Raw genomic sequence first — 18,114 nt, 5'->3', positions numbered from 1 at the left:
ATACCCATTCTAACCATGTAAGTCAGGTGCTGATATTAATGAATTCAATAGACTTTGCATTACAACAACCATCCAATCCGTTATCTCCTCATAATGATCCGTGGGATCCGATTCGTTCCTTGCAGCAATTTGGCCGGCATACGTTGACAAGTGTCGAGATGACCGTATCCAATCTTTGCAATATGCGATGTGAGCATTGCGCCGTTGGCGATACGCTTGTGATGACGGAACCAGCGAAGCTTCCTTTGGAGCTTATGATCAAACGTCTTGATGAAGTGAAATATTTGGAGACGATTAGTATTACAGGCGGAGAGCCGTCGTTCTCGGATCGGACAGTCAAGGAATATATGGTTCCGCTCCTTCAATATGCAAGAAGCCGGGGCATTCGTTCGCAGATTAATTCGAATGTTACTTTACCCTACAGCAGATATGAGCAGCTTGCTCCTTATCTGGATGTCATGCATATCTCCTTCAACTATACGAACGCTGATGATTTCCATCAAATCGGGTTTGCGAAAGCTGGCCATCATGTGTCTCGTGATGCAGCCGCTAAGCTGTATGACCGGATGATCGACAATGCACGGCGTTTAAGTGATGCGGGAGTACTTGTCTCAGCTGAATCGATGATCAACTATCGGACTCATAGTCAAATTGCTGAGATCCATAAGCTGATTATGGAGATGGGCTGTCAGCGTCATGAAGTGCATCCGATGTATCCAAGCTCGTTCGCGAAGGATCTTCCCGTGTTATCGAGAGAGGATATGCGGAAAGCCATCGAGCGGCTGCTTGATACAAGAGATAAAAACATCTGGATGCTGTTTGGGACCCTTCCGTTCTATCATTGCAGTGAAAATCCAGAAGAGAGAGATTTGCTCAAACGTCTTGCTGCTGAACCAAATGTGACGGTCCGCAATGATCCGGACGGCCGTAATCGCCTTAATGTGAACTTGTTTACCGGAGAAGTGTTCGTGACTGACTTCTCGGATGTACCTGCTTTCGGCAATATCGAGGGCGAGAAGCTGGATGATTTGTTCGATCGCTGGCTTGATCACTCGCTGGCTCGTAGTGTGAACTGTCATTGTCCAGCTGCCGCATGCTGTGGTCCAAATCTGCTGGTGAAGGACATGTACTACAATGAAGTTGATTTCCACCAGAAAAAGGCAATTCTTTAACGATTTATGATGGAAAAGGGGACATTACTTTCTCGAACGGGCGTATGCTATAGTGGACGCTAACTTTCGAAAGTGATGGCCCCTCATACATAGGTTTACCTCATATCTCTATGAGAAAGGAGGACTAGGCAAAAGTGTCGATTAAAACGTTAGTCATGCTTGGGGTTGGGCTTTTCCTGTTGTATATGCTGTTTACAGTAGGGGCACCGTTTCTTCTGGCACTTGTAGTAGCTATCTTTCTAGAACCGCTTACACAGTTTATTAGCCGCAGATTGAAGACAAACCGTCTAGTCGCTTCGACCATTTCAAGCAGTATATTCACGGTGATATTAATTGGGCTGATGGCTTTGCTTGGGGTAAAGGTTGTCGCTGAGCTTATCGCATTTTCACAAAAGGTGCCTAATTACGTTGGAGATGCCAGTGATTATGTGACTGACCTTATTGAGAACGCTAGATCGCTTTACGCTAACTTCTCACCGGATACGGTAAGCCAGATCGAAGATTGGCTGACCGATATGAGTAAGTCGCTCACGGGTATGGTTGGGACCGTATCTTCCTCCGTCATTTCCTTCGCTTCAGGTATTCCGAGCATGTTCATTTTCTTCATCGTCTTCCTCGTGGCTGTCTATATGTTCGGATACAGCTTGAATACGATGAAAGCAACATTCCTGACCCTATTCGAAGAGAAATCTCGGCCTCAGGTGAATGAAGTATTGGATAATTTGAAGAAATCGATCTTTGGCTTTCTACGCTCGCAAATTATACTTAGCGCATTGACCTACATCATTTCGTTTATTGGATTGTTGATCCTGGATATCAAGTATCCGCTCGCTATTGCTTTGCTCATCGTTATCGTTGATATTATGCCAATCCTAGGAACAGGTACGGTACTTGTGCCTTGGGGGACTTATTTAATTGTCACAGGTAACTTATATGCCGGAATCGGACTGTACGTCATGTTCTTGTTCATGACCGTATTCCGCCGGATTGTTGAGCCGAAAATATTAGGCGATGCAGTTGGTATCGGTTCATTATCTGCTCTCATCAGCTTGTATGTCGGATTTAAGCTTGTAGGTGTTATAGGGGTGTTCTTGGGACCTCTTGTTGTTATTATCTACATGGCGATCCGCAAGGCAGGATTGTTCAAAATTAACATTAAATTATAATACTTTTGGTCCGGCAGTGGGTTTTTTCGCTGCCGGACCTTTTTTTTGTGAAATTGTAATGATGAGATAAGCCCTACCAGGCATAAAATGAATAGGAGAAGCCTGAATGTCAGGGAGGGATAGCTGGATGATCACCGAGAGAAATGCCCGTGCCGAGAACAATGCCAACATGGCGGTCCAAGCAGAGAACAGCGCTAATGCTGCAATTAACGCCAAAGCCGCCAATAACGTTCCCGTCGAGAATACAGCAGCGGTGGAGAACGTGTCATACGGAAAGGAGAATGCGGAGTACAAAACCGCAAATAATGTGAATCCGTTAAATCAGGTTCATACCTATGTACCTTTTATTGGTCCATGTGATCCATGTCCGCCGATGAAATTAAAAACATACGTCGTACCGCCAAATCAGTTCATTAATTATCAGCCGCAGGGACTACCCCAATATTCGATTCATGAGGCGCTGAGGAGAGGAACACTTTGGCCTGCTTTATACAGCTCCTATCAATCTAGGTATTACTTGTAATGCTTACGAAGTTAGAATTATCAGTGTAAAAATCATGCTTACGAAGTAAGAATTCACACAACTGGCCAGAATGGCCACTTGGGTGATAATTCTTTAAGCTAATGCTTTCGAAGTAAGAATTATCACAATTAGCCAAATGAAGATGGCTAATTGTGTGACAATTCTTTTGAGGAGGTCGAATCCTTTGAGCATTGTTCTAGATGAACAATATTATCGTAAATTGGAGGAGCTGCAGGCGGTTGGATTTGCTCTAGTCGAATTGACCTTATATTTGGATACCCATCCGCATGATGCGCAGGCGATTCAGCAGTTTAATCAGCTTGGCATGCAACTGCATCAGTGCAGGCAGCAATTTGAAAGCTTGTACGGACCAACGTTACAATACGGTAACAGTTTTTCCAAATACCCATGGCAGTGGTCAGAAAGCCCATGGCCTTGGCAGGTATAAGGCAGGAATTGGTGTAGGTTAAACTTTCACTAGGGAAAGGGGAGAGCCATACGGATGTGGTTATATGAGAAGAGGCTGCAATACCCGGTACGGGTAGGCAAATGCGACCCGATGATGGCCAGATTCTTAATTGAGCAATACGGTGGAGCCGATGGCGAGTTGTCTGCTGCGCTTCGTTATTTGAATCAGCGGTATTCAATCCCAGATCAAGTAATTGGTCTGCTCACGGATATCGGTACGGAGGAATTTGCCCACCTTGAGATGATCGCAACGATGGTGTATAAGCTGACGAAGGATGCGACGCCAAGACAGCTGAAGGAAGCGGGGCTTGGAGAGAACTTTGTCAATCATGACAACGGAATGATGTATGTAAATGCATCTGGTGTGCCATGGACCGCGGCATATATTCAGGCTAAAGGCGATCCGATCGCGGATTTATACGAGGATATCGCTGCCGAGGAGAAGGCGCGCGCGACTTATCAATGGCTCATTGATATGACGGATGACGTTGATTTGCAGGACGGGTTGAAGTTTTTGCGCGAACGCGAGATCGTCCACTCCCTCCGGTTCAGGGAAGCCGTGGAGATGATCAAGTCCGACTGGGGAACGAAAAAAGTCTTTAAAGTGTAATACGACACAACAGCAGCCGGAGATGAAGTGCCCCCTAAAAGTTAGACAATATGAATATGATTAAGCAACCTGTTGGGCATGAGCTCGGTATTGTACCGGGCTCATGCCTTTTAATTTTGACTTGATGCTCTTGCTTAATCCCTTCAGCACCATTTTGAAGAGCTATTGAAAAACATCCCCAGCAATCCTCGGTAACAAACGTGTAACAGGACTCGAGTTCCTATTTTTCTTTAATTATTATCATCAAGTTATTGTGTAGACTTAAGAATCGCCGTATAGGATTCTTTAAGCCTCAAGCATTGCTATAGAAGTATCTGCTATTTGATGCAGCCTCTCTTTATCAGTGGACGTTCGAACTAATACTCTTAATCCAATCAATGTAGTCTGCAGACTAGCCGCAAGTATTTTTGCATCCTTATCAATAGGAATCTCGCCCGACTGCTGACCTTTTTGAATGATGTCTACCAGAACTTTCTCCCCGTTAATAAAACTTTCGTTTGTTATTTCGCGTACTTCCGGATCCCTCAAAGCCAGTTCGGTCGCAGAATTCACAAATAGGCAGCCTAACGGTCGATCGTCGTTCACTTCAATCAGCAAATCAAAGATGAAACGAATGGCCTGTTTCGCCGAACGTCCGCGTGTTACTTCTGCCTTTATAGTTGCTGTTTTGTGTTTATCGTACAGTTCCAGCGTCTTTACAAAGAGGCTATGCTTATCGCCAAAAGTATCATACAGGCTTCTGCGATGTATCCCCATATGCGTAACAAGGTCCTGCAACGAGGTTTTCTCATAACCCTTTTCCCAGAATAAATACATTGCCTTTAAAAGTACTTCTCTCTCATCGAACTCTTTGCTTCTTGTCATCGTCTACACCTCTTTAGAACGATTTTATCATATTAGAACAATCGGTAAAAGATCGATCATGAACAATTTAAAGTATAACTAATAATAACCTAATTACTCCTTATTAGACCTTTTAATCCAAAAAAGTCCCAGGTTTAAATAAGCTGAAAATACTATATTTTTTAATATACAAATACTTACTGGAATAATTTATGAAATATTAATTTTGCAATAGATGCGTTGACAACACGTTGAAGGAGTTTCTATTATGAGAATGATCGATCTCATTACGGCGCAGCTAAAAAATCGACAACAAAGAGGAGGCTGGGAGTAACGATGAGTAACATCTAATACAGTAAGAAACGCACTGCATTCATTGAGTTCATCTAGGAGGAATAAGTTTTGAACATGAAAATTATAAGTGCGCTGTTCGTGATTGCCATCGTGATTACCTGGTCGGTGCACCAATATCAACTCGAGGCAGCTGCACCTGTGAGGGATACTAACCAACCCGTACAAACAACTAGTAACCAACCGATTCATTACAAGAATAAAGTTATTGTACTCATGTATCATCATATTGATGTGAAGGAAAGCGGCGCAACCATTTCCCCGAGCCGTTTCAATGATCATATGAAGGTTTTGAAGGATAATGGTTATAAGGTAATTAGCGTAGAGCAATTCGTGGACTTTATGCAGAACAAAATTAAGGTGCCAAACAATGCGGTAGTTATTACTTTCGATGATGGGTACGAAAGTTTTGACCAATATGCGGTTCCAATTCTAAAAAAATATAATTTTACCGCTACTCACTTTATTATTGGATCGAGCAGTGACCAGCAAAACGTACACACGAAACATCTAACCTGGGATACGATGCGCAAGCTTAAAGCAGAAGGCTTCAGCTTCTATAGCCATACCTATAATCAACATAACTATGCTTCCTTTGATCAAGTTGGTCATAAAATGGGACCTATGCTAAGCAATCCGATCTATCTGCCTGAAAAGGGCCGTGTTGAGACTAATGCTGAATACAAAGCTCGTATTGAAGAGGATACACAATTGATAGAAAAACGATTAAAGGAAGAGCTTGGTAACACCCTCCAGTTGATCGCGTTTCCGTATGGTGTCTATAACCCGACAGTAAAGCAGATTGAGAAAAATGCAGGTGTTACTCTATTCTTCACAACAAATCCTGGCATTAACAAACAGGGGGCAGATGAAATTTTCCGCCTTAATGCAGGAACCCCAACTCTCACAGGCAGCAAGTTTCTTAATATGCTAGAAAAGTACCAATGAATTCCAACTCATTTGAACAATCGCTATTATTGATTTCTCTTACGTTCAAAATTACTAACGGAAGAATTTATGAAATATTAAGTTTGCGCTAGATTCATTGACAAAGGTTGATGGAGTTTCTATTATGAGAATGATCGATCTCATTACTGCGCAGGTAAAAAAATCGACAACTAAGAGGAGACCGGGACGAACCATGAGTAATCAAAGCAAAGCTGGAAAGATGCACCGGAAGCCAGAAAGTGATAATACGTTTTTATTCCTTACCGACATTAATTCCATCTTGGTAAGCGGGGAAGACACAAACGGGGAATTTTGTGTCGTGCATTGTTCGGTTAATGAGAATGATGGCCCGCCGCTTCATATCCACGGAAACGAAGATGAATCTTTCTACGTACTCGATGGAGAGTTAGAGATGACACTTGGGAATGACACGTTTTTTGTGCAAAGCGGAGAATATGTCTTCGCCCCTCGCGGCATTCCACACACCTTTAAGGTGAAGTCCCAAAAAGCTCGTTTTTTAGTTACGGCCTACCCCGCAGGGTTTGATTCTTTTGTAAAGGAATTAGGCACACCTTATGTGGAGGGGATGGAAGCCCAAATGAATCCCCCTCATCCTGAGTTTCTCCAGAAGCTCATACAAGTATCCGAAAAATATAATATTACGTATCCGGGTCTATAATTTTACTTTTTGAATTTTAGCGGATCTTTTTCGCCTTCTATATCTATACCAGAACAATGTCGAGAATCAGCAGGAATTTACGAAAGTCGTGAGCGATGTCGTCTCTCAGTCACTCAGGGTAGTGAATCATAAGATCTTTGAGGAGGAATTGTTGATGAAAAGAATGAACAAGCGAGCTGCATCACTGCTGCTGGTAGCGGTGGTTGCCGTATCTGTGCCAGCTGTAGTGGCCGCAAACGGAACGAATCATGGTGTAAAGGTTAACGGAACAGCGGCGATTACTCGCTCGCATGCCGCTGAGATGATTTTTAACGCGTTCCAATACGTCCACCTTGCTCCGCATCACCATTCTGTGCCTTTATCCAACGACACTCCAAGGAATGGAAGCAATCAACCGATGAGCCCAATCGGTGGACAAACTGGTCAAGTAGACCATACGGTCTATGAGAATACTCAATATGGCTTCCGTTTCACGCTGCCGGACAGTTGGAAAGGGTACACGATCGTAACGGACAAATGGGAGGGTCTTTCTGCAGGCAATACGCAAGGAGCTAAGGTCGTAGAAAGTGGTGCGGCACTCAGCATCCGCCATCCCAAATGGACCGCTGAACAGCCTAGACAGGATATCCCTATTCTCGTCTTTACTGTCCACCAATGGAACGAGCTTCAGCAGGAGAAATTCTTCATCGGCGCAGCGCCTACCGGTCCAAGGGAACTGACGCGCAATCAAGAATACGTGTTTGCACTACCGGCGCGCTATAACTTTGCCTACCCTGATGGCTACCAAGAAGTAGAAGACATCTTGAAGAGCAATCCGATTCAATCGATGAGCCCAGTCGGTGGACAAACTGGTCAAGTAAACCATACGGTCTATGAGAATACTCAATATGGCTTCCGTTTCACGCTGCCGGATAGTTGGAGAGGGTACACGATCGTAACGGACAAATGGGAAGGTCTTTCTGCAGGCAGTACGCAAGGAGCTAAGGTCGTAGAAAGTGGTGCGGAACTCAGCATCCGCCATCCCAAATGGACCGCTGAACAGCCTAGACAGGATATCCCTATTCTCGTCTTTACTATCCACCAATGGAACGAGCTTCAGCAGGAGAAATTCTTCATCGGCGCAGCGCCTACCGGTCCAAGAGAACTGACGCGTAATCAAAAATACGTGTTCGCACTACCGGCGCGCTATAACTTTGCCTACCCTGATGGCTACCAAGAAGTAGAAGACATCTTACAGAGCAATCCGATTCAACCGATAAAGTAATCAAATCGTAAATAAAGGTTACCCATTGCCGTATAAGGCAATGGGTAACCTTTATTTCTCTATCCTCTGAACAATGTCAAAAATTTAAGCAATGCTGCTGCGCAATTGGGAGTTAAATGTAATAGGAGAACAATCATCTTCGATTATTCTTTAAGCGTCAAGTATGGCTATGGAAGTATCTGCTATCTGATGAAGCCACTTTTATCTGCGGAGATTCTTTTTAAACATAAAATTACTAACAGGAAGAATTTATGAAATATTAAGTTTGCGCTAGATACGTTGACAAAACGTTGATGGCGTTCCATTATGAGAATGATCGATCTCATTACTGCGCAGGTAAAAAAGGACAAAAGAAAGAGGCTTAATTACAACAAAAGTTATCATTCCTATTACACTTGTATGGACACGTCGCTCCCATGATGCCATAGCAAAAGACCTTATTCGCCGCGGTCACGAGGTGACTATTATTACAGGATCTATATTCAAGGTTGCTTTCGAAAATAATTAACCAAGAAAGAAGGAATTTAAGAATGAATCAATCTAATTATGAGATCAAACACCCATTGTCAGCTGGAGAACATGAAATCTTCATCGACGGCGTGCGTCAAGTTTATCACGTAGCTGGCAACGGCCCCGTTTGTTTGGTTCATTCGGGAGGGCCTGGATTTCACTGGAAGTATCTGCAGATGCCAGAGCTGGAGAAAACAATGACAATGGTGTACTTAGAGCCTGTAGGAACAGGTAAGTCAGATATGCTGCCAGACGGAGACTATAGTATGTCTCGGTATGCGTATTTCGCACATAAAGTAGCCGAGCATATCGGAGCTCAAAAGTATTACTTCCTGGGTCATGCTCATGGCGGCGGCGTTGGCATTCAATACGCTTTGGATTACCCGAACGAACTTGGCGGTCTAATCCTCCAATCCAGTGCTCCTTCCATGGGGCCAGAACTGTATATGGAGCAATTCAAACAAATTGAGAACTTTGCAGAGCGTTGGCCGGATAACGCGGAAGCTCAAGATGCGAAGCAGGCTATGATGGATTCGAAAAACGTAAGAGACAAAGAGTCGGCTCTGGCAGTTCTCCACCGCTTATTGCCCGCATACTTCGGTAACTACTGGAGCGTTAAGGAGAAAGTAGACAAATGGAAGGTTGTTCTCGATTTCTTCGGAGACCCTAACCGGCAGCCATATGAGTGGGATGTACGAGATATCCTGCACACGATCACCACGCCAACGCTCATTCTAGTCGGTGAATATGACGTCAACTGCGGGCCAAGGTGGTCCAAAGAATTGGCAGAAAAGATACCAGGATCTCACCTCGTAGTGTTCGAGCGGGGCGGTCATATGGAGCATGTTGAGCATACCGAGCAATTTACGCAAGCCGTTAATGAATTCGTTGCTCAAATAGACTGAGGTACAAAGAAAGTGTTTAAGGTGTAACATCTAATTCAACATAACTCGACAGCAGCCGGTAACCGGCTGCTGTTTTTTGTTAAGCTAATGGGCACTAACTATTTTCTTTACTGGCATCCAAATTTAACCTGAAGAGGGCAACCATTCAGAATAAATTTTAGCGGTAGTTTCTTGAAGCGTGACACTTCAATAGAGAGTTGTTCTAAATCATCGAATGTATTTTCTTTTGTAGTTGCAAATCCAATCATATGAGTCAAGTATCCTTTTTCTTCTAAGAAACCATCATCAAAATCATAAGATACATTCATGACTTGATGAGGATATAAATCAGCTAATTATATTTGTACAAGCACATTGGATCTATTTTGCATAGATTATTTTATCTTATTTTTAAGGAGTGATGGTATGGCTCTAACTGTAGAATGTGCGTTACGACAGATTGCCAGACTTTCGAGGAAATTAGCTAAGGACGTACCATTTCGAAAGAAAGTCGAAGATCTTATCGGTGACAATGAGTTAACCAAAAATCAAAAAGTAATTAGAATGAGAGCTTTGTTGAAAGCAGCCGGTTTCAAGTCTCCTAGTCGTGTACGGTTCCTTAATGATCTTGAAACGGGTATGGTTGTCGTCTCTTATGATGCCCTTGATGCTAAATTACAAATAAATACAACCGTTTCCTTCACTTTTGCACTGCAGCCTGGACCATGAGAAAATTACCATCATGTGGGTGATTGGACAAGTATAGTAACAACAACTTCAATCGCCTAGCATCGACACTGGGATCGAATGTTGCAGCCGCGCTTGGTGAATTAGATTTAAGGATAAGTTGTTGCCTACACCTATGACATTGGTATATAAGCATCACCCCAAGAAACCGCGCCTAGCGCGGTTTTTTTGTTATGCATGCACCGAATTATTCGAGGTAGAGTATTATAATCAAAATAGTACCTTGACAGTCGAGGTAGTATGCCTTATTATACGGATATGGAGGTGATTGCATGAGCGAGAACAAAATCACATCCGACCTGCTGAGAGGACATACGGATACGATGATTTTAAGGCTCTTGTCCGAAGCGGATCGTTACGGATACGAGATTGTCAAGCTGATTGCCGAACGTTCGGATGGCGAGCATGAACTAAAGGAAGCTACGATGTACTCCAGCTTCCGGCGGCTAGAAGCTGACGGCGACATCGAGTGGTATTGGGGCGATGAATCACAGGGCGGACGTCGCAAATATTTTAGGATTACCGCAAAGGGTAAAGAAACTTACGACCGCAACAAAAGCAATTGGGAGTATGCAAAACGCGTGTTAGAAAACCTATTATAAGGAGCGATTTGATTATGATGAATCCAAAATTGACTGATTACCTGAACAGTGTGTTTACGCCATACGATGGGGTGAAAAGCGTTACTGAATTAAAGGCTGACCTGCTTTCCGATTTGCAGGAGCGATATCTTGAACTCAAAGCTGAGGGCAAAGATGATGAAACAGCATTTAAGATGACGATTGAGGGGATTGGCGACATCGAGCAAACGATCATGGAGGTAGCCAACCTCTCCCGCTCGCTGGAGCGGCAAGTCGTGACAAACTTTAGCGCAAGTAATCTTGTGAAAAGCGACTTTGCAGGCGTTACCGCTCATAAAGGACAGTTTAATAGCAGTGCGCTGCATGGTTCGGACTTCTCAGGCGCTGACTTGACCGGCAGTACGTTTAAGAGCAGCGACGTACGTGAATCTAATTTTGATGGTGCGAATCTGACGGACTGCAGCCTATCCACGCTTGACCTGGCAAATGCAAGCTTCAATAAGTCGATCCTTGTACGTACCAATTTCAGCAAGTCGGGGCTTGATGGAGCCAAATTCACAGGAGTAAGACTGACGGACGTGTCGTTAACACTGACCGATCTTAGAAAAACGATTTTCGAAGGCTGTTTATTTGATGGGGTTGACTTCAAGCTCTCCGACCTGAGCGGGCAGCGTTTTGACGGACAGACGTTTATCGGCGTTAAGTTCGACAAAGCAGCTTTAACCGAAGCTTCGTTCAAAGGCGCTACATTAAAGAATGTTTCCTTCCAGCCTGGATTTACGTTGACGAAGAAATACTATCGCATGCTCAAAACCATCAACTTTGACGGTGCAACGATGGATAAACTGACCTTTGCGCATCTAAAAGGCATGGAAGTTGATTTGTCTAAAGTTACGGTCGTTTAATCTGTTCACAAATTCTTTTTAGGAGGGAATCCGATGCAATCCAAATCGATTCAAGTAAAAGGTCTGCAAAAATCCTACAAGCAGCTCCAAGTGCTGAAGGGCGTAGATTTCGAGGTGGAAAAGGGCAGTATTTTCGCACTCCTCGGTTCAAATGGGGCAGGAAAGACGACCGTAGTCAGAATCCTCACTACGCTGCTCCAGTCGGATGGTGGAACCGCCGCCGTCAACGGATTTGATGTCGCATTCAAACCTGATCAAGTGAGGCAGACGATTAGTCTGACTGGGCAATTTGCCGCCGTGGATGAAATTTTGACTGGACGCGAAAATCTGATCATGATTGCCAAGCTGAGATACCTCAAGAACCCACGTCAGGTTGCAGACGATATGTTACAACGCTTCGGCCTGACTGAGGCAGCAGACCGCAGAGTGTCTACTTACTCCGGTGGGATGCGCCGCAGGCTCGACATTGCTTTGAGCATTGTTGGAAAACCACAAATTATTTTTCTAGATGAGCCAACCACCGGACTTGACCCCGAGGCGCGGATCGAGGTATGGAAGATCGTCAAGGAGCTTGCCGATGGCGGCACGACAGTACTTCTTACGACACAATATTTGGAGGAAGCTGAGCAGCTTGCTGACCGGATTGCCATTTTACACGAAGGCAGAATTATCGCAAGCGGCACACTCCAGGAGCTTAAAAAGATGTTCCCGACGACTAAGGTAGAGTATGTGGAGAAACAGCTTTCATTAGAGGAGATCTTCCTTGCAATAGTCGGTAAAAAGGAGGCCATATAAATGGAAACAGAAATAGTAAAGAAGCATTTCTTTATCGATATTAGCGTCATGCTAGGACGTTCCATGCGTCACATTATGAGGAGTATGGATACGATCATTACGGTAACCATCACGCCAATCGCAATGATGCTGCTGTTTGTTTATGTGTTAGGTGGTGCCATTGAAACCGGAACAGATAGCTATGTGAATTACCTGCTGCCAGGCATACTCCTCATGGCTATTGCCAGTGGAATATCCTACACGGCTTTTCGATTGTTTACCGATGTACAAAAGGGCATCTTCGAACGTTTTCAAACGATGCCGATTTCACGTTCCGCTTTGCTTTGGGGGCATGTATTGACTTCGTTAGTATCCAATGCCATATCGGTTCTCGTCATCATCCTTGTAGCGCTCCTCATGGGTTTTCGTTCGTCTGCTGGAGTCCTGCCTTGGCTTGCCGTAGCAGGTATACTCGCTCTATTTACACTTTCCTTAACATGGGTCGCAGCTATAGCTGGACTTACCGCAAAAACAGTCGATGGCGCGAGCGCCTTTTCCTATCCTCTAATCTTCCTGCCATTTATCAGCTCTGCATTTGTGCCAACCGATTCAATGCCTACCGCCGTTCGCGTCTTTGCTGAAAACCAGCCAGTAACCTCTATTGTAGAAACCATCCGCGCATTGCTGTCGGGTCAACCGGTGGGCAATGACATCTGGATCGCGCTTGCTTGGTGTGTTGGCATTATGCTTGTGGCTTATGTGTTTGCAATGAAGGCATATAAAAAGAGGGTATAATCGCTATCTCCCGCAAATTCCTTTTGGCACATCCTCATACTTCTTCGTATAGTATTCCTTCCTGCGAGTTATCTGTTGTAACGCTTTTACGATTCCGGACATAGGTTTGCGTCAGAAGAGCAAGAGCAGCTAAGCGAAACAACTCTATTGATTAGATTAAAAATGAGGAACACCCCTTAGCTTACATCGGATTACTCATCCGATGCAGGCTAAGGGGTGTTTTGTAGGAGCGCTATTCTTCCTTTGGTATAAAATCAAATATTTTTCCTGACTCAAAAGCATCGATCAAACGATGCAGCCAGTGATAATAGTTAAGTGCATCATTAATTTTCTGCTCGTCGATTGTTGTGATTTCCTGCAGGTCGCTGTTATCAGGATCGGATGCCTGAAGCATACGAATCTCCTTTAATGACTTCTCGAGCGAAGTCATATTACTCTCCACAGCTTTCCGCCATTTAATAGAGAAGAAATCAGTAAAGTTCTGATACCAGTCCGGTACAACCTCGTAAAAGTCCTTCCTAGACCCTTTACCCCAAACCTTCTCGATCATTTTCAAATCCATTAGCGTCCGCATGCCCGTGCTCATGGATGTTTTGCTCATCCCCATCGTTTGGCTCATTTGGTCCAAAGTGATGGGTTCATTCTGAAAATACATAGAGCCGTAAAGATGACCAATTGATAATGTTATGCCGTATAGATCCATGTTTTTTCCTATCGAGTCAATCACACGCTGTCGCGATGTGTGCAGCGCGCGCGATTGCTCGGGCGTTAAGCCGCCTAAATTATCGTCCATAATTGCCTCCTGGGTCACCTTGCTACACTTCATAGACATTGTAAGCTTATCTGAAATTAAAAGTAAAGGGCTCATTTTCATATGCATTTAGGAGGAAAAAGGAGGGATCCGGAGTATTCCTATCGTAAAGTTTAAACTGTACGTACATTACGTACGGATATTAGTGTTGACTAATTAAGGTAAAAAGGCCTAAACTGTCGTCAGTACTTGAAAGCATACTCATGCTTACGAAGTAAAAATTACCACAAGTGGCCAAAAAGGCGGCCACTCGTGGTGCCAATTTTTTTTTAGGAGGGAAGTAATGTCCATCATCGAAGCCAAACAACTGACTAAAATATTCGGTAACCATCCGGAACAAGCGATGCAGTTCCTCAAGCAAGGATGGACGAAAGAAAGGATTTTTAAAGAAACGAAAATGACAGTAGGGGTAAACCAGGCTAGTTTCAGTATTGAAGCAGGACAAATATTCGTCATCATGGGTTTATCCGGCAGCGGCAAGTCCACCTTAATCCGCCTGCTGAATCGTTTGATTGAGCCATCATCTGGTCAGCTCTTATTCGAGGGACGGGATATCGTGCAAATGAGTTCCTCAGAACTAAGAGAGCTCCGACGTAAAAAGATGGGGATGGTGTTTCAAAAGTTTGCTCTATTTCCTCACCGGACGGTACTGCAAAATGTTGAATATGGTCTGGAAATTCAAGGAGTGGAGAAGCAAGCCCGCAGGCAAATGGCTGAGCAGTCCTTACAGCTGGTTGGCCTCGGCGGATGGGAAAACAGCTATCCTGATCAATTGAGCGGAGGAATGCAGCAGCGTGTAGGTCTGGCTAGGGGCCTAGCTAATGATCCTGATATTCTTCTTATGGACGAAGCGTTTAGCGCGCTTGATCCACTTATTCGAAAGGATATGCAGGATGAGCTCTTGCAGCTGCAATCCAATATGAAGAAGACGATCATCTTCATCACACATGATCTGGACGAGGCGCTGCGCATTGGGGACAAGATTGCATTAATGAAAGATGGCGTTATTGTTCAAATTGGCACTCCTGACGAAATATTGATAAATCCGGCTAACCCGTACGTTGAGAAATTTATAGAGGATGTTGATCTTTCCAAGGTGCTGACCGCAGCTCATGTTATGCGGAAACCTGGAACGATTATGCTCGAGCGTGGTCCTCGTGTAGCTCTTCAAATTATGAAGGATCAAGGGGTATCGAGCTTGTATGTGACCGATAAGGGGAAGAAGCTTCTAGGTGTCATAACCGCTGAGCTTGCCTCTGCTGCCTTAAAAGAAGGCTTGCCGTTAGAGGATATATTAATCAAGGATTTACCGGTTATTTCTCCTGCAACTCCGCTAAACGAATTATTTGAGCCTATGGCGGATTCTAAGATCCCACTGGCTGTAACCGATGACACGAATCGGCTGTTAGGTATCGTTATTCGTGGGGCTGTGTTTGCCGCACTTGCCGGAAATGCCATACCTGAGGCAGGGGGTGTAAAGTGAATATTCCGAAGCTTCCACTTGGTAATTGGATCGAATCGTTAGAAAGCTGGTTAGAAAATCATTTCTCCCCGTTGTTTGATTTCATACGCCTGATTATAGGCTCCATCGTTGATTTTCTACATAATGTTCTTCTCTTCAGTCCTTCGATCATCATGATTCTGATTATAACAGCTATAGCCTGGTATCTTGGAAAATGGAAGGTTGCTGCCTTTGCGTTTATAGGGCTTTTGCTTATAGAGAATCTAGGGTATTGGGAACATGCCATGGAAACCTTAGCTATTGTTCTTGCGGCGTCCCTGTTATCCATCATCATTGGTGTGCCAACTGGCATTTTGTGTGCAAGAAGTTCCTTATTACAAGGAATCATTACTCCTTTGCTTGATTTGATGCAGACCATGCCCGCTTTTGTTTATTTATTACCAGCGGTTTCTTTCTTCTCGCTTGGTGTTGTACCAGGTGTTATTGCATCCATCATATTTGCGGTGCCGCCTACCATTCGTCTGACGAATTTAGGGATTAGGCAGGTTCCTTCGGAACTAGTTGAAGCTGCCGATGCCTTTGGGTCAACGCCAAATCAGAAGCTGTTTAAGCTGCAGCTTCCTATGGCGCTGCCTACGATGATGGCGGGTATTAACCAAACCATCATGCTGTCATTATCTATGGTTGTTATTTCCTCGATGATTGGTGCTCAAGGACTTGGCGCGGATGTCTATCGGGCTGTTACTCAGACCAAGACTGGCATCGGCTTTGAAGCTGGTATTTCTATAGTTGTGCTGGCTATTTTATTAGACCGGATGTCTAACCATATCGTGAAAAAAAATAAACGCTAGAGGTGAAACATTTTGCATAAAAAATGGGGATTTACATTATCGGCTGTTGTATTGGCAGCAGCACTTGCAGGCTGTTCGAATTCGAAAGCAAATGACTCAAAAGAGATTAAACTCGCATACGTCGCTTGGGACTCGGAAATTGCAAGCACGAATGTCGTTAAATATGTGTTGGAATCAAAATTGGACTATTCTGTTGATCTTCTACAAGTTGATGCAGGTCCAATGTGGGCCGGAATGGCTGACGGCAGTGCGGATGCTATGGTAGCTGCATGGCTGCCTACAACGCATGCATCCTATTTGGAGAAATACGGCAGCAGCGTTGAGGATCTAGGTCCTAATCTGGAAGGAACAAAGACGGGTCTTGTTGTTCCCTCTTATATGAAGGAAAGCTCGATCGAAGATTTGAATAACGAAGCTACAGGTAAATTGGTGGACTATGAGATTATCGGCATTGAGCCTGGAGCGGGTATTATGCAGTCAACCGACAAGGTGCTGAAGGATTATGGACTGGATAACAAGTGGAAGCTGATTGAAAGCTCATCAGCTGCTATGGCTCAGGAGCTGCAGAAGGCTTATAAGGCGAAGGAGCCCATCATTGTGACAGGCTGGACGCCGCATTGGATGTTCGCCAAGATGGACTTGAAGTATTTGGACGATCCAAAAGGTGTTTATGGCGGAGCTGAAAGTATTCATACGATAGCACGTAAAGATCTGAAGTCCGATAAGGCAGATGCCTACAAGCTGCTTGATCAATTTACATGGACACCTGACGATATGGCTCAAGTGATGGTTGCCATTCAAGAGGGCCAATCGCCGGAAGAAGCGGCTAAAGCCTGGGCAGAAGGCCATCCGGAGCAGGTTGAGAAGTGGCTGGATGGAATCCAATAAATAATGAGAACTCGAGTGGAAGAGCTGCTCTCTGAGGTTGCGGCATATCCCCCTATCCAGTATGATAATGGCAGACTTTAAAGGGGGAAATGCCATGACGACAACATTCGAACGGCCAGAAGCCGTAATCTTTGATATGGACGGAACCTTATTTGAAACGGCTACCTTGCTGGAGACGGTACATGAGCGCTTATTCCGTACCTTACGCGAGGAAGGGCTTTATGATCAGACTCCTCCGCTAGATGATCTTCTTGGATGCCTAGGCATGCTGCTGGAGGATATTTGGCGGAAGCTGATGCCTGGGAGCTCAGAAGAAGCACGTCTGCGCGCAGATGAGCTTATGGTGCAATACGAGCTTGAAGAGTTGGAAGCGGGTAGAGGAGTGCTGTACCCACAAACGGCTGAAACGCTGCGTACCTTGAAGGAACAGGGGATTAAGCTGTTTGTGGCAAGTAACGGGCTGGAAGTTTACGTAAAAGAGGTTGCTCGCTACAAAGGTATAGCGGAGCTATTCGACGGCTTGTACAGCGCGGGAGAATTCCAGACCGCAAGCAAGGTTGATCTTGTTGCGAAGCTGCTCGCCGATCATCAGATTAAGACAGCCTGGATGGTAGGCGACCGTTCTTCCGACGTAGAAGCAGCTAAAGGCAATAATCTTGTCGCTATTGGCTGTGCATATGCCGGCTATGGACGCGACTCCGAGCTTGCCGGAGCAGATGTATGTATCCAAGAAATGCCAGAGCTTCTCACCTTGCTCAAATAAAAAAGATGGCGTCACAGATAATTTGTCCTGTGACGCCATTTTTCTGTCTTCTCTCTTTAACATTTTCTAAACTTGGAACGGAGTAATCGAATGATTCTCGATAAGCACAAGCGCCCGCC

Annotated in this window: 20 protein-coding genes and 1 pseudogene; 18 read left to right on the top strand and 3 right to left on the bottom strand. The window is 44.6% G+C overall.

Features of this window, described 5'->3' with window-relative positions:
* Nucleotides 1-38 precede the first annotated feature (38 nt).
* From yfkAB to FHS17_RS20275, 5 genes are all read left to right on the top strand, one after another.
* Nucleotides 39-1,172 (top strand): radical SAM/CxCxxxxC motif protein YfkAB, encoded by a 1,134-nt coding sequence (yfkAB, locus tag FHS17_RS20295; RefSeq protein WP_167280265.1) that lies wholly within the window; start codon nt 39-41, stop codon nt 1,170-1,172.
* Nucleotides 1,173-1,306: 134 nt separating this feature from the next.
* Complete coding sequence (ytvI, locus tag FHS17_RS20290; RefSeq protein WP_167280264.1) at nt 1,307-2,338, top strand: sporulation integral membrane protein YtvI; 1,032 nt, start codon at nt 1,307-1,309, stop codon at nt 2,336-2,338.
* A gap of 373 nt (nt 2,339-2,711) precedes the next feature.
* Entirely contained in the window at nt 2,712-2,861 is a 150-nt protein-coding gene (locus FHS17_RS20285; RefSeq protein WP_167280564.1) for a spore coat associated protein CotJA, read from the top strand.
* A 184-nt stretch (nt 2,862-3,045) separates the two neighbouring features.
* Complete coding sequence (locus tag FHS17_RS20280) at nt 3,046-3,309, top strand: spore coat protein CotJB (protein WP_243865462.1); 264 nt, start codon at nt 3,046-3,048, stop codon at nt 3,307-3,309.
* Nucleotides 3,310-3,363: 54 nt separating this feature from the next.
* Nucleotides 3,364-3,939 carry a manganese catalase family protein gene (locus tag FHS17_RS20275; protein WP_167280263.1) on the top strand — a complete coding sequence of 192 codons (576 nt, stop codon included), beginning with the start codon at nt 3,364-3,366 and terminating at the stop codon, nt 3,937-3,939.
* Between the two features lie 285 nt (nt 3,940-4,224).
* Here the strand turns inward: FHS17_RS20275 and FHS17_RS20270 are convergent, their stop codons facing one another.
* Nucleotides 4,225-4,803 (bottom strand): TetR/AcrR family transcriptional regulator, encoded by a 579-nt coding sequence (locus FHS17_RS20270; RefSeq protein WP_167280262.1) that lies wholly within the window; start codon nt 4,801-4,803, stop codon nt 4,225-4,227.
* 387 nt (nt 4,804-5,190) lie between these two features.
* Here FHS17_RS20270 and FHS17_RS20265 point away from each other — a divergent pair, with 387 nt between their 5' ends.
* The 4 genes from FHS17_RS20265 to FHS17_RS20250 all read left to right on the top strand — a co-directional run bounded on the left by FHS17_RS20265 (nt 5,191) and on the right by FHS17_RS20250 (nt 9,439).
* Nucleotides 5,191-6,081, top strand: coding sequence for a polysaccharide deacetylase family protein (locus tag FHS17_RS20265; protein WP_243865479.1), 891 nt, complete (start codon nt 5,191-5,193; stop codon nt 6,079-6,081).
* A 124-nt stretch (nt 6,082-6,205) separates the two neighbouring features.
* The gene (locus FHS17_RS20260) at nt 6,206-6,760 is read left to right on the top strand and encodes a quercetin 2,3-dioxygenase (protein WP_243865461.1); all 555 of its coding nucleotides are present in this window, start codon (nt 6,206-6,208) and stop codon (nt 6,758-6,760) included.
* A gap of 154 nt (nt 6,761-6,914) precedes the next feature.
* On the top strand, nt 6,915-8,024 hold the full coding sequence (locus FHS17_RS20255) for a hypothetical protein (RefSeq protein WP_167280260.1): 1,110 nt from the start codon (nt 6,915-6,917) through the stop codon (nt 8,022-8,024).
* Nucleotides 8,025-8,554: 530 nt separating this feature from the next.
* Nucleotides 8,555-9,439 carry an alpha/beta fold hydrolase gene (locus FHS17_RS20250; protein WP_167280259.1) on the top strand — a complete coding sequence of 295 codons (885 nt, stop codon included), beginning with the start codon at nt 8,555-8,557 and terminating at the stop codon, nt 9,437-9,439.
* 129 nt (nt 9,440-9,568) lie between these two features.
* On the opposite strand, the pseudogene FHS17_RS31130 reads toward FHS17_RS20250, so the two are convergent.
* A pseudogene (locus FHS17_RS31130) lies at nt 9,569-9,774 on the bottom strand (AraC family transcriptional regulator); the annotation flags it as partial.
* A 70-nt stretch (nt 9,775-9,844) separates the two neighbouring features.
* Between FHS17_RS31130 and FHS17_RS20240 the strand changes: the two are divergent.
* The 5 genes from FHS17_RS20240 to FHS17_RS20220 all read left to right on the top strand — a co-directional run bounded on the left by FHS17_RS20240 (nt 9,845) and on the right by FHS17_RS20220 (nt 13,220).
* Nucleotides 9,845-10,147 carry a hypothetical protein gene (locus FHS17_RS20240; protein WP_167280258.1) on the top strand — a complete coding sequence of 101 codons (303 nt, stop codon included), beginning with the start codon at nt 9,845-9,847 and terminating at the stop codon, nt 10,145-10,147.
* Nucleotides 10,148-10,437: 290 nt separating this feature from the next.
* The gene (locus FHS17_RS20235) at nt 10,438-10,767 is read left to right on the top strand and encodes a PadR family transcriptional regulator (protein ID WP_167280257.1); all 330 of its coding nucleotides are present in this window, start codon (nt 10,438-10,440) and stop codon (nt 10,765-10,767) included.
* Nucleotides 10,768-10,784: 17 nt separating this feature from the next.
* Nucleotides 10,785-11,651 (top strand): pentapeptide repeat-containing protein, encoded by an 867-nt coding sequence (locus FHS17_RS20230; protein ID WP_167280561.1) that lies wholly within the window; start codon nt 10,785-10,787, stop codon nt 11,649-11,651.
* 33 nt (nt 11,652-11,684) lie between these two features.
* Entirely contained in the window at nt 11,685-12,446 is a 762-nt protein-coding gene (locus FHS17_RS20225; RefSeq protein ID WP_167280256.1) for an ABC transporter ATP-binding protein, read from the top strand.
* Nucleotides 12,447-13,220 carry an ABC transporter permease gene (locus FHS17_RS20220; protein ID WP_167280255.1) on the top strand — a complete coding sequence of 258 codons (774 nt, stop codon included), beginning with the start codon at nt 12,447-12,449 and terminating at the stop codon, nt 13,218-13,220.
* A gap of 232 nt (nt 13,221-13,452) precedes the next feature.
* Here FHS17_RS20220 and FHS17_RS20215 read toward each other — a convergent pair whose 3' ends face one another.
* Entirely contained in the window at nt 13,453-14,013 is a 561-nt protein-coding gene (locus FHS17_RS20215; RefSeq protein ID WP_167280254.1) for a GbsR/MarR family transcriptional regulator, read from the bottom strand.
* A gap of 301 nt (nt 14,014-14,314) precedes the next feature.
* On the opposite strand from FHS17_RS20215, the gene FHS17_RS20210 reads away from it, so the two are divergent.
* The 4 genes from FHS17_RS20210 (at nt 14,315) to FHS17_RS20195 (ending at nt 17,995) form a co-directional block, all read left to right on the top strand.
* Nucleotides 14,315-15,514 carry a quaternary amine ABC transporter ATP-binding protein gene (locus tag FHS17_RS20210; protein WP_167280253.1) on the top strand — a complete coding sequence of 400 codons (1,200 nt, stop codon included), beginning with the start codon at nt 14,315-14,317 and terminating at the stop codon, nt 15,512-15,514.
* Nucleotides 15,511-16,344, top strand: coding sequence for an ABC transporter permease subunit (locus FHS17_RS20205; RefSeq protein WP_167280252.1), 834 nt, complete (start codon nt 15,511-15,513; stop codon nt 16,342-16,344). Before FHS17_RS20210 ends, FHS17_RS20205 begins: the two co-directional genes overlap by 4 nt.
* A 9-nt stretch (nt 16,345-16,353) precedes the next feature.
* Entirely contained in the window at nt 16,354-17,232 is an 879-nt protein-coding gene (locus FHS17_RS20200; protein ID WP_167280560.1) for a glycine betaine ABC transporter substrate-binding protein, read from the top strand.
* Nucleotides 17,233-17,326: 94 nt separating this feature from the next.
* On the top strand, nt 17,327-17,995 hold the full coding sequence (locus FHS17_RS20195) for an HAD family hydrolase (RefSeq protein ID WP_167280251.1): 669 nt from the start codon (nt 17,327-17,329) through the stop codon (nt 17,993-17,995).
* Nucleotides 17,996-18,114 lie beyond the last annotated feature (119 nt).

Source organism: Paenibacillus lupini (genome assembly GCF_011761355.1).
In the GTDB taxonomy this organism is placed as follows: domain Bacteria; phylum Bacillota; class Bacilli; order Paenibacillales; family Paenibacillaceae; genus Pristimantibacillus; species Pristimantibacillus lupini.
Note: the sequence above shows the minus strand (reverse complement) of the source record. Positions and strands in the feature narration are given on the sequence as shown.

Coding starts and splice junctions, on each gene's coding strand:
- FHS17_RS20225 (WP_167280256.1), top strand. CDS start 11,685: ATGCAATCCAAATCGATTCAAGTAAAAGGTCTGCAAAAATCCTACAAG.
- FHS17_RS20235 (WP_167280257.1), top strand. CDS start 10,438: ATGAGCGAGAACAAAATCACATCCGACCTGCTGAGAGGACATACGGAT.
- FHS17_RS20240 (WP_167280258.1), top strand. CDS start 9,845: ATGGCTCTAACTGTAGAATGTGCGTTACGACAGATTGCCAGACTTTCG.
- FHS17_RS20255 (WP_167280260.1), top strand. CDS start 6,915: ATGAAAAGAATGAACAAGCGAGCTGCATCACTGCTGCTGGTAGCGGTG.
- FHS17_RS20275 (WP_167280263.1), top strand. CDS start 3,364: ATGTGGTTATATGAGAAGAGGCTGCAATACCCGGTACGGGTAGGCAAA.
- yfkAB (WP_167280265.1), top strand. CDS start 39: ATGAATTCAATAGACTTTGCATTACAACAACCATCCAATCCGTTATCT.
- FHS17_RS20265 (WP_243865479.1), top strand. CDS start 5,191: ATGAAAATTATAAGTGCGCTGTTCGTGATTGCCATCGTGATTACCTGG.
- FHS17_RS20220 (WP_167280255.1), top strand. CDS start 12,447: ATGGAAACAGAAATAGTAAAGAAGCATTTCTTTATCGATATTAGCGTC.
- FHS17_RS20230 (WP_167280561.1), top strand. CDS start 10,785: ATGAATCCAAAATTGACTGATTACCTGAACAGTGTGTTTACGCCATAC.
- FHS17_RS20285 (WP_167280564.1), top strand. CDS start 2,712: ATGAAATTAAAAACATACGTCGTACCGCCAAATCAGTTCATTAATTAT.
- FHS17_RS20215 (WP_167280254.1), bottom strand. CDS start 14,013: ATGGACGATAATTTAGGCGGCTTAACGCCCGAGCAATCGCGCGCGCTG.
- FHS17_RS20270 (WP_167280262.1), bottom strand. CDS start 4,803: ATGACAAGAAGCAAAGAGTTCGATGAGAGAGAAGTACTTTTAAAGGCA.
- FHS17_RS20195 (WP_167280251.1), top strand. CDS start 17,327: ATGACGACAACATTCGAACGGCCAGAAGCCGTAATCTTTGATATGGAC.
- FHS17_RS20260 (WP_243865461.1), top strand. CDS start 6,206: ATGAGAATGATCGATCTCATTACTGCGCAGGTAAAAAAATCGACAACT.
- FHS17_RS20210 (WP_167280253.1), top strand. CDS start 14,315: ATGTCCATCATCGAAGCCAAACAACTGACTAAAATATTCGGTAACCAT.
- FHS17_RS20250 (WP_167280259.1), top strand. CDS start 8,555: ATGAATCAATCTAATTATGAGATCAAACACCCATTGTCAGCTGGAGAA.